This window comes from Marinifilum sp. N1E240, assembly GCF_009295825.1.
GTDB lineage: Bacteria > Bacteroidota > Bacteroidia > Bacteroidales > Marinifilaceae > Marinifilum_A > Marinifilum_A sediminis.
In genome coordinates this window covers 307324-320442 of sequence record NZ_WHKF01000003.1, presented here as the reverse complement: position 1 = coordinate 320442, position 13119 = coordinate 307324, and the positions used below count along the sequence as shown (strand labels likewise).

Annotated in this window: 12 protein-coding genes, 4 tRNA genes, 1 other RNA gene and 1 pseudogene; 4 read left to right on the top strand and 14 right to left on the bottom strand. The window is 34.7% G+C overall.

Annotation, left to right across the window (positions count from 1 at the left end):
• Nucleotides 1-20 precede the first annotated feature (20 nt).
• From fsa to ffs, 6 genes are all read right to left on the bottom strand, one after another.
• A complete protein-coding gene (fsa, locus tag GCQ56_RS10395; protein WP_152734399.1) occupies nucleotides 21-677 on the bottom strand; it encodes a fructose-6-phosphate aldolase in 657 nt (218 codons plus the stop codon).
• Nucleotides 678-816: 139 nt separating this feature from the next.
• Nucleotides 817-890: transfer RNA gene (locus GCQ56_RS10390), tRNA-Thr, on the bottom strand.
• Nucleotides 891-901: 11 nt separating this feature from the next.
• A tRNA-Thr gene (locus tag GCQ56_RS10385) sits at nucleotides 902-973 on the bottom strand.
• Between the two features lie 27 nt (nucleotides 974-1000).
• Nucleotides 1001-1074 (bottom strand) — tRNA-Thr (locus GCQ56_RS10380).
• Between the two features lie 69 nt (nucleotides 1075-1143).
• Nucleotides 1144-1217: transfer RNA gene (locus tag GCQ56_RS10375), tRNA-Thr, on the bottom strand.
• A gap of 29 nt (nucleotides 1218-1246) precedes the next feature.
• An RNA gene (ffs, locus tag GCQ56_RS10370) (signal recognition particle sRNA small type) lies at nucleotides 1247-1345 on the bottom strand.
• A 255-nt stretch (nucleotides 1346-1600) separates the two neighbouring features.
• Here ffs and GCQ56_RS10365 point away from each other — a divergent pair.
• From GCQ56_RS10365 to GCQ56_RS10350, 4 genes and pseudogenes are all read left to right on the top strand, one after another.
• Nucleotides 1601-2158 (top strand): DUF4199 domain-containing protein, encoded by a 558-nt coding sequence (locus GCQ56_RS10365; protein ID WP_152734398.1) that lies wholly within the window; start codon nucleotides 1601-1603, stop codon nucleotides 2156-2158.
• Nucleotides 2159-2167: 9 nt separating this feature from the next.
• Nucleotides 2168-3115: a glycosyltransferase family 2 protein gene (locus GCQ56_RS10360; RefSeq protein WP_152734397.1), complete on the top strand. Its 948-nt coding sequence runs from the start codon at nucleotides 2168-2170 to the stop codon at nucleotides 3113-3115.
• Between the two features lie 52 nt (nucleotides 3116-3167).
• A complete protein-coding gene (locus GCQ56_RS10355) occupies nucleotides 3168-3944 on the top strand; it encodes a methyltransferase domain-containing protein (protein ID WP_370452665.1) in 777 nt (258 codons plus the stop codon).
• Between the two features lie 2 nt (nucleotides 3945-3946).
• A pseudogene (locus tag GCQ56_RS10350) lies at nucleotides 3947-4723 on the top strand (glycosyltransferase); the annotation flags it as partial.
• Nucleotides 4724-4979: 256 nt separating this feature from the next.
• On the opposite strand, the gene miaA reads toward GCQ56_RS10350, so the two are convergent.
• From miaA to GCQ56_RS20615, 8 genes are all read right to left on the bottom strand, one after another.
• Nucleotides 4980-5879, bottom strand: a complete 900-nt coding sequence (gene miaA, locus GCQ56_RS10345; protein WP_152734395.1) for a tRNA (adenosine(37)-N6)-dimethylallyltransferase MiaA — start codon at nucleotides 5877-5879, stop codon at nucleotides 4980-4982.
• A gap of 83 nt (nucleotides 5880-5962) precedes the next feature.
• Nucleotides 5963-6532: an IS1096 element passenger TnpR family protein gene (locus tag GCQ56_RS10340; RefSeq protein ID WP_152734394.1), complete on the bottom strand. Its 570-nt coding sequence runs from the start codon at nucleotides 6530-6532 to the stop codon at nucleotides 5963-5965.
• Nucleotides 6533-6535: 3 nt separating this feature from the next.
• Nucleotides 6536-7609 carry an acyl-CoA reductase gene (locus tag GCQ56_RS10335; RefSeq protein ID WP_152734393.1) on the bottom strand — a complete coding sequence of 358 codons (1074 nt, stop codon included), beginning with the start codon at nucleotides 7607-7609 and terminating at the stop codon, nucleotides 6536-6538.
• A gap of 118 nt (nucleotides 7610-7727) precedes the next feature.
• Complete coding sequence (locus GCQ56_RS20780) at nucleotides 7728-8027, bottom strand: DUF2752 domain-containing protein (protein WP_152734392.1); 300 nt, start codon at nucleotides 8025-8027, stop codon at nucleotides 7728-7730.
• Nucleotides 8028-8090: 63 nt separating this feature from the next.
• Nucleotides 8091-8777 carry a hypothetical protein gene (locus GCQ56_RS10325; RefSeq protein WP_152734391.1) on the bottom strand — a complete coding sequence of 229 codons (687 nt, stop codon included), beginning with the start codon at nucleotides 8775-8777 and terminating at the stop codon, nucleotides 8091-8093.
• 120 nt (nucleotides 8778-8897) lie between these two features.
• On the bottom strand, nucleotides 8898-11450 hold the full coding sequence (locus tag GCQ56_RS10320) for a bifunctional aconitate hydratase 2/2-methylisocitrate dehydratase (RefSeq protein ID WP_152734390.1): 2553 nt from the start codon (nucleotides 11448-11450) through the stop codon (nucleotides 8898-8900).
• A gap of 187 nt (nucleotides 11451-11637) precedes the next feature.
• Nucleotides 11638-12645 (bottom strand): type I glyceraldehyde-3-phosphate dehydrogenase, encoded by a 1008-nt coding sequence (gap, locus tag GCQ56_RS10315; protein ID WP_152734389.1) that lies wholly within the window; start codon nucleotides 12643-12645, stop codon nucleotides 11638-11640.
• Between the two features lie 222 nt (nucleotides 12646-12867).
• Nucleotides 12868-12996 (bottom strand): hypothetical protein, encoded by a 129-nt coding sequence (locus tag GCQ56_RS20615; RefSeq protein WP_255473193.1) that lies wholly within the window; start codon nucleotides 12994-12996, stop codon nucleotides 12868-12870.
• Between the last annotated feature and the right edge of the window lie 123 nt (nucleotides 12997-13119).

Below are 13119 nucleotides of genomic sequence, written 5' to 3'. Positions count from 1 at the left end.
AAATTTTTTTCCGAGTAGTTTTACCCATTTAACTTATTGTAGTCAGCTAAAAATTGTTCCAATCCTTTATCAGTAAGAGGATGCTTTAAAAGACCTGTGATTGCACTTAACGGACAAGTTGCAACATCAGCACCTACTTCAACACATTGAATCATGTGCATGGTGTGACGAATAGATGCGGCTAAAACTTGAGTTTCGAATCCGTAATAACTATTCATGTCTGCTATTTGACGTATTAATTCGATACCGTCAGTTGAAATATCATCAAGTCTTCCTACAAAAGGAGAAACATAGGTAGCACCAGCTTTAGCAGCTAATAGAGCTTGCCCAACAGAGAATATTAGAGTACAATTGGTTCTAATATTTTTGGAACTTAAATATTTTACGGCTTTAATACCGTCTTTTGTGCATGGAACTTTTACAACAATTTGTGGATGAAGAGCAGCAAGTTCTTCACCTTCTGAAATCATACCCTCAAAATCTGTAGCAATAACTTCAGCACTTACATCTCCATCAACTATACCGCAAATATCAACATAGTGTTGTTTGATGTTTTTAGTTCCTTTAATTCCCTCTTTAGCCATAAGAGATGGATTGGTTGTTACACCATCAAGAACTCCTAAATCCTGTGCTTCTTTAATCTGATCAAGATTAGCTGTGTCAATAAAAAACTTCATTTTACGATTTTTAGTTTGTTTTTAAGTCAAAAACGAAAATACACTAATTTCTTTTGAAGAACAAAGAGATAATTGCGTTTTAAACTAATGAATTAAAATAATAAACTTGAAAATAAAGTTGGAGGGAGAATAAAAAAAGAGCCGATGGAGGGACTCGAACCCACGACCTGCTGATTACAAATCAGCTGCTCTAGCCAGCTGAGCTACATCGGCGAATTTTTTTGAGCCATTGATGAGATTTGAACTCATGACCTCTTCCTTACCAAGGAAGCGCTCTACCCCTGAGCTACAACGGCAAGTAACAATGTTGTTTTATATTGATGAGCCGGTGGAGGGACTCGAACCCACGACCTGCTGATTACAAATCAGCTGCTCTAGCCAGCTGAGCTACATCGGCAATTGTTACTTTGGCAAAACATTTTAAAGAACGAAAGAAAGTCGTTAAACTTTCTTTTGATATTTGATGAGCCGGTGGAGGGACTCGAACCCACGACCTGCTGATTACAAATCAGCTGCTCTAGCCAGCTGAGCTACATCGGCATTTTTTTTACAACTTAAAGTCATAAAAAAGTGGGTAAGCAGCTACGTCGCACCGCTTCGACCACCTACCCTTGCTGCCTTCCGACCCTGGGGGAGTTCAGTAGGAGCTGGTCGCGTAGTGCTTACCCGACGACAAAAGTAGAAAAAAGTTGTTTCCCCGCAAATAAAATATGAAACTTCTTCAAGTCTTTTTCGACTAACATAGGTCAAAGGATTTATTTTCAGAACAATAATTTTTCAAAAAAAAATCACTTTTTTATTCATTACTTGAATTGTTAGAGAAAACATGCTGCCATGAATACAATAATTAAGGATTTTTAAAGCAGGCTTTCCATTAAAAACGGATATCTTTGTGCTCAATTTATAAAACAACAGTTTAAAAAATGTACAACAAACCATTATTAAAGCATTCATTTTTGTTTGGCTCGTTAATAGGAGGGGTTCTTATTTTAGCAGCTCTTACATTTTATTTTAAAGAGGTATCAATAAATTTCAATCCAACTTTACTTTTTGTTAATAGATTTCTTATTGTACTAGGGGTATTTTTCAGTGTGAAAAAATATCGCGATGAAGTTTTATTTGGAGTCATAAGTTATCGAAGAGCATCGGTTTGTGGAATTATTACAATTGGAATAGCTGCATCTTATTATGCACTTTTTATATATGTATTAACCAGTTATTTTGATTCTTCTATTCTGAAGGAGGCAATTGACTTTACAGAAAAAGGACTTGTTGAAATAGGGTATGAAGATGATCAGGTAGAATTATTAATGTCTATATATAGAAAAATTACACCTGGAATTTTTTCTTTTGGACAATGGTTCGGAAAAGCTTTGGCGGGAATTTTCTTTTCTTTAATTGTATCCTTCTTTTTTCGCCAAAATAGAAATTTGTTTAATAACCGTTCTATTGATAAATTTAACGGTTCAAATAATCAATAAAAATCACATATGGATATTTCTGTTGTAGTTCCATTATATAATGAAGAGGAATCGCTTCCCGAATTGGTAGCCTGGATTGATCGGGTTATGAATAAAAATAACTTTACTCATGAAGTTCTTCTGATTGATGATGGTAGTACCGATACCTCCTGGGATGTGATTGAAGATTTGCGAGAAAAATTTTCGGCTGTTCGTGGCATAAGATTTAGACGTAATTATGGAAAATCTGCTGCATTGTTTTGTGGATTCGATGCAGTAAGAGGTGATGTTATAATAACTATGGATGCGGATCTTCAGGATTCTCCGGATGAAATACCAGAGCTTTATAAAATAATTAAGGAAGATGGTTTTGACTTGGTGTCAGGATGGAAACAAAAACGATACGATCCAATATCTAAAACCATACCAAGTAAATTTTTCAATAGAACTGCCAGAGCTATGTCTGGAATTAAATTGAATGACTTTAATTGTGGCTTAAAGGCTTACAAAAGTAAATTGGTTAAAAGTATTGAGGTTTATGGCGAAATGCATCGCTACATTCCTATTTTAGCTAAACAAGCTGGTTTTGTTAAAATTACCGAGAAGGTAGTTCAACATCAGGAACGTAAATATGGTGTTACCAAATTTGGATTAAATCGCTTTATCAATGGCTTTTTAGATCTGTTATCCATCACGTTTATTAGCAAGTTTGGAAAAAAACCAATGCACTTTTTTGGTTTACTGGGTACTTTAATGTTTTTAATTGGCTTCTTTGCTTCAGCATGGATTGGATTACAAAAAATCTACAGTATGAGTCAGGGTGAAATGCCACCATTGGTTACCGATAGTCCTTATTTCTTTATTGCTTTAGCTACAATGATTATAGGAACTCAACTTTTTTTAACAGGATTTGTTGCTGAGTTGGTAAGTCGTAGTTCACCCGAGCGAAATACCTACCATATAGAAAAAGAAATCTGATTAATGTTAAATTATTAATCATTGAACCTTAATCATTAAATATTTAGTAGTTGTGATAAAAAGTATAATTAGGTTATTACTTCAAATATTTCCTCGTCCATTTCTAATTAGATTAAGCTTACTAATTAATCGTGTAATAGCTATTTTTTTGATAGGGAATAAAGTTGAATGCCCGGTTTGTGGAGGTAAATTCAGAAAATTTCTTCCTTACGGATATACAAAAGCTACAGGAAGAGAGAATGCACTTTGTCCTAAATGCCTGTCCTTAGAGCGCCACCGATTGATGTGGTTGTATCTGAATGATGAAACCGATTTTTTCACAAATGATTTAAAGGTATTGCACATTGCTCCAGAACAATGTTTCTTCAAGCGATTTAAAGCTTTGCCAAACCTTGATTATACTACGGGAGATTTGGAATCGCCGATTGCAGATGTGCATTTCGATGTACAGGAAATACCTTTTGAGGATGCTTCTTTTGATGTTGTAATTTGCAATCATGTATTGGAACATGTTGATGATGATGCGAAAGCAATGAGGGAAATGTATCGTATTTTAAAGCCAAATGGTTTTGCAATTTTGCAGGTTCCTATGGATACGGATAATCCAAAAACAATGGAAGATCCAACGGTTACCGATCCTAAGGAAAGAGAGCATTTGTATCGCCAAAAAGATCATGTGCGATTGTATGGTTTAGATTATGCTAACCGATTATCGAACGCTGGCTTTAAGGTAAATTCGATTGAATATGCCAAATCATTCGAAGCTACTTTAGCTTCTAAATATAGTCTTCCAATGAATGAAATTTTCTATTTCAATCAAAAAATCTAAGTATGAGTAAGGAAATTAAACTTTCGATAATTGTGCCGGTATACAACCGACCTGATGAAATGAAAGAATTGCTGGATAGTTTATCCGAGCAAACATATAAGGATTTCGAGCTGGTTGTTGTTGAAGATGGATCGTCGATTAAGAGTGAAGAACTTTGTAATGACTACGGCGACAAAATCAATATCTCCTATTATTATAAGCAAAATGAGGGACCTAGTATTGGTCGAAATTACGGATTAGCAAGAGCCAAAGGGAATTATTACTTGTTTTTCGATTCCGATTGTATTATTCCAGCTCATTATATGGAAACCATTCAGAAAGAGTTGACCGATAATTTTGTGGATTGTTATGGTGGACCTGATGGTGCTATGGATGATTTTTCTGATTTTCAGAAAGCTGTATCCTATGCAATGACTTCTTTCTTTACAACAGGCGGAATCAGAGGAGGGAAGAAGCAAGTGCATAAATTTCATCCTCGAAGTTTTAACCTTGGCTTTTCGAAAGCTGTATATGAAAATACTGGCGGATTTCCTGTAACTACCATGCATCCTGGCGAGGATATGGTTTTTGCCATTGAGGTTATTAAGCGTGGATTTGAAACTCGTTTGATTAGTGAGGCTTATGTTTTTCACAAGAGAAGAGTATCATTCAAAAAATTCTATAAGCAAGTTTTCGGATTCGGTAAAACCCGTTATATCATATCAAAACATTATCCTGAAACATTTAAAATCTTCTTTTTGTTTCCATCACTGTTTGTATTGGGAACCATTGGGGCATTATTGTTAGGCTTAAGTGTGCATAGAATGTTCGCATTTCCAGTTCTTGTTTATGCATTCCTTGTGTTTTCCGATGCATTAAGTAAAAGCAAGTCGATTACAATTGCCATTAAAGCTTTGGCGGCTAGTTTCGTTCAATTGTTTGCCTATGGAATTGGTTTTATAGATGCAGTTTGGAAGCACAAAATATTGGGCAAAGATGAGTTTGGTGTATTTGGAAAAGGATTTTATGAATAAAAAAAAGAGGCATTAAGCCTCTTTAAATTTTTTCTTCAAGATAATTCAATATCTCTTGTTCCTGATCTGGGTGGAACCATTGAATCTCATCATCTCGGCGAAACCATGATAATTGGCGTTTGGCATATCGTCTTGAATTGCGCTTTATCAGTTCTATGGCTTCTTCCAGACTAATTTTTCCTTCGAAATGCTCAAACAGTTCTTTGTATCCTACTGTATTTAAGGAGTTATAATGTCTGAACTCAAATACGGATTTGGCTTCCTCAATCAAGCCTTCATTTATCATGATATCCACTCTACGGTTTATTCTATCGTATAATTCGGCTCTATCACGATTTAATCCAATTTTAACGATATTAAAATCCCGGTGTTTTTTCGAATTTGTTCTAAGTTCAGAATAAGGTTTTCCCGACATTAAGCAAACTTCAATTGCATGCAGCACTCGTTTGGCATTTTTCAAATCAACTTGATTGTAAAAAACCGGATCGAGCTGTTTTAGCTGCAATCGCATGCACTCCAAACCATCTTTTTCATATTGCTCCATTACCTCTTTTCTGAGCTGGGGATCAATAGTTGGAATTTCATCAATACCATTACAAACGGCATCGATGTACATCATGCTGCCACCAACTAATAGCATCTGATCTTTCTCTTTGTAAAGATCTTCAAGAAGCTTAAGGGTTTGTTTTTCACACTCCCACGAGCTAAAGTAATCGTGAATTGAATGTGTGTGAATAAAATGATGCTTAACTGCTGCCAATTGATCCTCTTCGGGTACAGCTGTTCCAATTCTCATTTCTTTGTAAACCTGTCGACTGTCGGAAGAAGATATTTCGGTGTTAAAATGTTTTGCAATACTGATACTCAAATCAGTTTTACCAACACCTGTGGGACCAAGAATTACGATGAGCGTTTTAGACATGAGATAAAAGTTAGATGTTATTTATTTAAACTAAAATGAGTAATACTTTCATATTACTCATTTTTATTTTTTTGTAGTACTTATTAAAGTATATCTTCATAGTCGTCCAGGCTTTCAAACTCAGGACCATCTTTTAAATCATCATCAAATCCTTCAAGATAATCGTCAGCAGTTTTTTCTTTTTCAGGTTTCGATTCGAACGAACCTAAATCAATATCTTCAAAACTTTCAGCATCCATCATTATTTGTTGAGGAGCTTCATTTTTTGAAACAATACATTTTGGATAAGCAGAAGTTGATTTAGAAATTCCTCTTTCAACTAACTCAATATTGAAATATCTATCTGAGAAAAAATCGTATACATAAATCAGATCTGCGTTTTCTTTTGACGAAAATTCACGAATCATTGCAACATCCATTGCAAAAACGTTCATATTATCGTCTTCTTCGGTATTCATTTCAAAAAGTGCAATTTCCACCCCTCTTTGTCCATCTGCTCCAATTTGATAAAATGAAGCCATCTGAGAATTGTCATATTTATTTGATTCCTGAATGGCATTGTGCAAATCTAGCCAGGTTTGCTCATGTCCAATTTCAATCTCTCTCACGTATCCTTCTACTTCTGATGAAGTAATTTTAAATCGATATATCATTATTTAGTTTGATTTTAGTTCTGTTAAAAATTTCATTGTATCAACATCATCAGCATAATCCCACAATTGTGGTTCTTGTGCCTTTCCAAAAGGAATTGTATTGTTGTTTCCTGATCCAACAACGCATTGAATCAGATCTGAGTTTAGTAATAATGTTTGCTCTAACTCTTTAATTTCGGAATAATATTCAAAGTAAACAACTCCAACAGGTGATGCAATATCATTTTTTTCACGTAGTAGTAAAAAGCCATTGTCAAAATGATCGATCTTATTCATTAACAACAATGAACGTTGATAGTCGTAATTGTTAGCATATTTAGAATGGTTGGCTAAATATTCGAATCCATTCCATTCGTCCAAAAGCAATTTTATATCATAGCCTTTAGGAAGGTAAATTTTAGAAACATTTCTACAGCCTAATCCAAAATAGAGAAATATATCTTTTCCTAAAGCTTTAATTTCATCTTTAGATTCGTTACCAGTAATTGTGGCAACAGAATTTCTATTTCTTCGAATGATATTAGGATACTTAGAAAAATATGCGTCGAAATATCTTGCAGAATTGTTACTCCCGGTTGCAATTATCGCATCAAAATCATTTTTTCCACTAATTCTTTCCGTTTTAAATTGGATCAATTCTTTAAATTCAGGATTTAACTCAATTAAAAGTTTAGAGATGAAATCAAGAAGTTGATTGTCTTTTGAGGAAAGTTTTCCAATAAAACGATGTCCTGAAATTAGAACACACATCATATCGTGAAAACCAACCATAGGTAGATTACCAGCCATTATAACGACAACAGCTACATTTGTGTTTTTTTCAGAAACAGAATATTTCTCAAGCCATTCAGCAATTTTATCCTCTTTTAAAAGTTCACAAACACCAATTATTGAGCAGCGAACATGTTTTGGTGTAAACCAAGCGTTCTCAATTGTTACATTTCTTAGTAAGCTCTCAAAGCTTTCAAAAAATGCAGAATTTAATTTGTGCTCAATTTTAATTGGCCTTTCACTTGTAAACTGATGTAGAAATTCTCCCAATTCAACAAATGCCTTACTTCTTTGTTCAAGATTCATTTTTCTAATCTCTTAGTCCCGAATAAATTTCGGAATCATGATTTGTAATTTCAGGCAAAGATAAAAATTGTGCGGAACTAAAACACGAATTAACAAGGTTTAAGAGTAAAGCCATGAATTAAATAGAAAGTTTATGGAAGTAATTAAAAAGGATAAGTATGACTGAGAGAGTAAATAGAATTTTTATTCCTTTGGTTCCCCAACTAAGCTTAAAATTTATATGGACTAGAAGTAATGATAAAGTTGCCAATATTGGGAGAAGTGCCGGATATAATTTTATAGATTCTATAAGGTTTCCTTTTAATAAAGCTATAAGTGAACTTTGAAATCCACACCCAGGACAAGAAATACCAATATGTTCTTGAAATGGACAAGTTGAGTTATTTTTACTAATCCAATTAATGAATTGTTGCCACATATTTTATTAATAATTGAATAAGTGATAGGATTTTAGGACCATACAATTTGATATTCATTAAGATTACAATGAATTGTAGTAAGTAAATATTTTAATCAAGTCAGTTTCTTTTTTGTGTTTGTATTTATTAGAGTTTACAAACTTGATTAGCTTATCGTTCGACGTGTTAAACATCTTATAAAAGTTAGATTTTTTAGAAGGAATTTTTAATATGTCTTGATTGTTTTTCTTGAAAAATAAATTCGTTTTTATGATATAATGATCAGGGATTTTTTCTTCGAAACTTGATACATTTTCTTTTCCTTTAACAAGTTTGCATTTGTAGTGTTTTAAAAGTTGAAAACTTCCATCTACAAGTATTTCATAGCACGACTTCTTATTGTTAATGTGAGATTCTGTGTATATAAATTTACTGTTATTAATTGTGATGTATTCAACTTTATCAATTCTATTTAGAGACACTGTATCACCATTTAAGACAAATTGAAATTCTTGATTGTATATGCAATATCTTAAGTTTAAATCTAAGAGAGAGTCATTTTCTTTAAGTTTAACCTGACCGGGCTTAAAATTTTCATCCCAGTAATAATCTCCCTCTAATTCAAAAGTTTTAGAAAGTATATCTGGATTTAATTTATCGCAATACTTATTAAATTTTAATTGTGATTGGGAAACGCCTTGACCATATACATTCAAATTTAAAAATATTGAACTGAAAAGTGTTATTATTATAAAGCTAAATTTATTCATAGTTTTCAAGTGTTTGGATTTTACATCCTGATTTATATGATCTTACCTGTTGCAATATAATAATAATTGTATAAAAAAAGCCGGTGCATTTGCACCGGCTTAGATAGTAATAATATTAAATTACAGATCTCTTCTCTGATATAGAGCATCCTCCATATCCATTTCGTCAAACTGCATGTATTTGTATACTTCCTCTTCGTGGGCAGCAATTTTCTCATTGTAAATTTCCATATACTCAGCTGGAGTAGGTAGTTTTCCTAGAACTGATACCATAGCACCTAGCTCTGCAGATCCTAACCAAACCTGAGCACCTGTACCCATACGGTTGTTGAAGTTACGAGTTGAAGTAGAATATACATTCACCTTATCCGGCACACGTAGTTGGTTACCCATACATAGTGAACATCCAGGAGTCTCGATACGAACACCTAACTGAGAGAAAGTAGAGAAAGTAGCCTCTTCTTTCAATACAGCTGCATCCATACGAGTTGGAGGTGCCATATATGTTCTTACCTTATCAGATGGTGTTAAGCCACTCCAAACTTTTTCACAAGCACGGAAGTGACCAATATTTGTCATACAAGAACCGATGAATACATCCTGAATTTCAGTATTCTGAACATCAGAAAGTAATTTTACATCATCTGGATCGTTAGGGCAACAAAGAATCGGCTCAGTAATATCCGCAAGATCAATTTCTATAACCTCTGCATATTCAGCATTCTCGTCTCTTGAAAGCAACACTGGGTTAGCTAACCACTCGTTACATGCATCGATACGGTTCTGAATTGTTTGAGCATCATCGTAACCCATCTTGATCATTGATTCCATCAAGGCAACGTTAGACTTCACGTACTCGATAACACGCTCTTCTGATAACTTAATACAACCTGCAGCAGCAGAACGCTCAGCAGTCGCATCAGTTAATTCGAAAGCTTGCTCAACTGTAATATCTTCAAGACCTTCCATCTCGATAATCTTACCGTTGAAAATATTGATTTTGTTTTTCTTAGGAACAGTTAATTGTCCATTCTGAATCGCAAAATATGGAATAGCATTTACCACATCACGTAAAGTGATACCTGGGTTAAGCTTACCTTTAAATTTGATTAGTACAGATTCTGGCATATCCAATGGCATGAAACCTAATGCACCAGCAAAAGCAACCAAACCTGAACCAGCTGGGAAAGAAATACCCAATGGGAAACGAGTATGTGAGTCACCACCTGTACCAACAGTATCAGGAACCAATAAACGGTTCAACCATGAGTGAATTACACCATCACCTTGCTTCAAAGGTACACCTTTACGCTCAGACATGAACTTAGGCATAGACTTGTGCATTGCCACGTCAGTTGCTTTAGGATAAGCAGCTGTATGACAGAAAGACTGCATAAACATTGGCGCTTCGAACTTCAAACATGCCAACTCCTTAATCTCATCACGAGTCATAGGACCAGTTGTATCCTGAGATCCGACAGTTGTCATTTTTGGAGCACATGATGTTCCTGGCAATACACCTTCAACACCACAAGCTTTTCCAACCATTTTCTGAGCCATAGTATAACCTTGGTTAGCCTTTGGCTGTGGGTTGTTAGCAACCTTAAAAATATCTGTTGCAGGCATTCCTAATAAAGCACGAGATTTCTCAGTTAATGCTTTACCAATAATCAATGGAATACGTCCACCAGCTCTGTACTCATCAGTTAAAGTATCAGGAGCTAAAGTATAAGTAGAGATTACTTTACCATCGCGAGTAATTTCACCTTTAGCATTGTTGATGATGATTTCATCACCTGTATTTAATACAGAAACATCAGTTGTGATTGGTAATCCACCTGAATCCTGTGTTGTGTTATAGAAAATTGGAGCGATAGCACCACCAATTACCACACCAGCAGTACGCTTGTTTGGTACGCATGGGATATCCTCACCAATGTGCCATAGCAATGAGTTAGCAGCAGATTTACGTGAAGAACCAGTACCTACAACGTCACCTACGAAAGCAACTTTGTGACCTTCTTTTCTCCATCCAGCAATAGTTTCGATACCATCTTCGAAACGACCAGCACCCATAGCTAAAGCGTGCAATGGAATATCAGGACGAGTAAACGCCTGAGATGCAGGAGAGAAATCATCAGTATTGATTTCACCTTCTACTTTATAAACTTTAAGCTTGATTTCTTCAGGCAATTCTTCGCGAGTAGTAAACCACTCAGCATTTGCCCAAGATTCAATTACACTCTTAGCAGCAGCATTGTTTTTAGAAAGTTCTGCAACAGTTTCGAAAGCATCATAAACAAGGATAATTCCTTTAAGAGCTTCTGCAGCCTCTTCAGCTAAAGCTTCATCTTTTAAAGCCTCAACCAATACGGTCACATTGTAACCACCCATCATAGTTCCTAAAACCTTAATTGCTTCAGATTTTGAGATGATTGGTGAACTCAATTCGCCTTTTAAAAGCTGTCCTAAAAATTCAGCTTTTACTTTTGTTGAATCATCAACTCCAGGAGCGATTCTTTCCTTGAATAAATGCAATAGAAAATCCTCTTTCCCTTGGATAGGATTTTGCAATAACTCGCAAAGTTCTGCAGTCTGTTCTGCATTCAATGGCAAAGCCGGGATACCTTTGGTAGCGCGGGCTGCTTCGTGTTTTAAGTATGCGTCAATCATTGGTTTGTTGATACGATTTTGTCGTAAAAGTTACTAGTGTATTATTAATAAAGAATTATTCCTTTATTCGTAACAAACATAGAGCTTTTCTATTTACGCGATACAGAAAAGAATGTGTTTTACATCATATTTTAGGGCACAAAAAAAGCTCCCTATAAGAGAGCTTTTAGCATGTATTTTGATAGGATTATTTTACTGAATCCATATATTCAACTAATTCACATACTTTAGTAGAGTATCCCATTTCGTTATCGTACCATGATACAACTTTAACGAAAGTTGGAGATAATTGGATACCTGCATTAGCATCGAAGATAGAAGTTCTTGGATCGCCGGTGAAATCGTTAGATACAACCATATCTTCAGTGTAACCAAGAACACCAGCTAATTCACCTTCTGAAGCTTCCTTCATTGCAGCACAAATAGCTTCGTAAGAAGTTTCTTTCTCTAAACGAACTGTTAAGTCAACTACAGATACGTCTGGAGTTGGAACACGGAAAGACATACCAGTTAATTTACCATTCAATGCAGGAATTACTTTACCTACAGCTTTAGCAGCACCAGTTGATGATGGAATAATGTTTTGTCCAGCACCACGTCCACCTCTCCAGTCTTTCATAGAAGGACCGTCAACAGTTTTTTGAGTAGCTGTTGTTGCGTGTACAGTGGTCATTAAACCTTCGATAATACCGAATTTGTCGTTTAATACTTTTGCAACAGGAGCTAAACAGTTAGTAGTACAAGAAGCATTAGAAACGAAAGCCATATCGTTAGTGTATTCTTTGTTGTTTACACCCATAACGAACATTGGAGTATCGTCTTTTGAAGGAGCAGACATAACAACTTTTTTAGCACCAGCATCGATGTGACCTTGAGCCGATTCTTTAGTTAAGAAAAGACCAGTAGACTCAACAACGTACTCAGCTTCTACAGCACCCCAGTTAATATCAGCTGGATTTCTTTCAGCAGAAACGCGAACAACGTTACCATTTACAACTAATTGACCATCTTTAACTTCAACAGTACCGTTGAATTTTCCGTGAGTAGAATCATATTTTAACATGTAAGCCATGTAATCTACATCAATAAGGTCGTTAATTGCAACTACTTCGATGTTACCTTTTGCTACAGCCTGACGGAAAACGAAACGTCCGATACGACCAAATCCATTGATACCAATTTTAATCTTTGACATTGTGTATAAAGTTTTAATGTTTAAACCCTTTGTTTCTCAATGGCAAAAGTATGTAATTTAAAAATATTTTGTATATAAAAAATGAAAAAAAATCAAGATATTTTCAAAGTGATATGTGTGTTTAATTGGCACTATTACAGTTTGTTGGTGTCGATTAAAACGATTGCAATTGCCCTCCATAAACAAAAAAAAATCTCAATTTTTGAGATTTTTTTATTAGGATTAAGCATTTTTGCTTGTACTTGTTGTATCTGATTTGGTGTATGCAGGACATCTTTTATCAACTGCACATGAACTTGCAACAATTCCTAAAAGAAAAATTACGGCCAAAGCATAAAGTGTTTTTTTCATGGGTAAATAAATTAAGGATCAAGAAATAAATTTTAAAATTTCGGAAAAGATATAAAAAATCTAGTAATTCATGGTAAACTATTAATGCTTGAAATAGCTAATATTGCCAATTAATAAAAGTTA

Excerpts from the sequence above, each read along its gene's own strand:
- GCQ56_RS10365 (WP_152734398.1), top strand. The coding sequence starts at position 1,601 with ATGTACAACAAACCATTATTAAAGCATTCATTTTTGTTTGGCTCGTTA.
- GCQ56_RS20615 (WP_255473193.1), bottom strand. The coding sequence starts at position 12,996 with ATGAAAAAAACACTTTATGCTTTGGCCGTAATTTTTCTTTTAGGAATT.
- GCQ56_RS20780 (WP_152734392.1), bottom strand. The coding sequence starts at position 8,027 with ATGTGGCAACAATTCATTAATTGGATTAGTAAAAATAACTCAACTTGT.
- GCQ56_RS10325 (WP_152734391.1), bottom strand. The coding sequence starts at position 8,777 with ATGAATAAATTTAGCTTTATAATAATAACACTTTTCAGTTCAATATTT.
- GCQ56_RS10320 (WP_152734390.1), bottom strand. The coding sequence starts at position 11,450 with ATGATTGACGCATACTTAAAACACGAAGCAGCCCGCGCTACCAAAGGT.
- miaA (WP_152734395.1), bottom strand. The coding sequence starts at position 5,879 with ATGTCTAAAACGCTCATCGTAATTCTTGGTCCCACAGGTGTTGGTAAA.
- fsa (WP_152734399.1), bottom strand. The coding sequence starts at position 677 with ATGAAGTTTTTTATTGACACAGCTAATCTTGATCAGATTAAAGAAGCA.
- GCQ56_RS10335 (WP_152734393.1), bottom strand. The coding sequence starts at position 7,609 with ATGAATCTTGAACAAAGAAGTAAGGCATTTGTTGAATTGGGAGAATTT.
- GCQ56_RS10360 (WP_152734397.1), top strand. The coding sequence starts at position 2,168 with ATGGATATTTCTGTTGTAGTTCCATTATATAATGAAGAGGAATCGCTT.
- gap (WP_152734389.1), bottom strand. The coding sequence starts at position 12,645 with ATGTCAAAGATTAAAATTGGTATCAATGGATTTGGTCGTATCGGACGT.
- GCQ56_RS10340 (WP_152734394.1), bottom strand. The coding sequence starts at position 6,532 with ATGATATATCGATTTAAAATTACTTCATCAGAAGTAGAAGGATACGTG.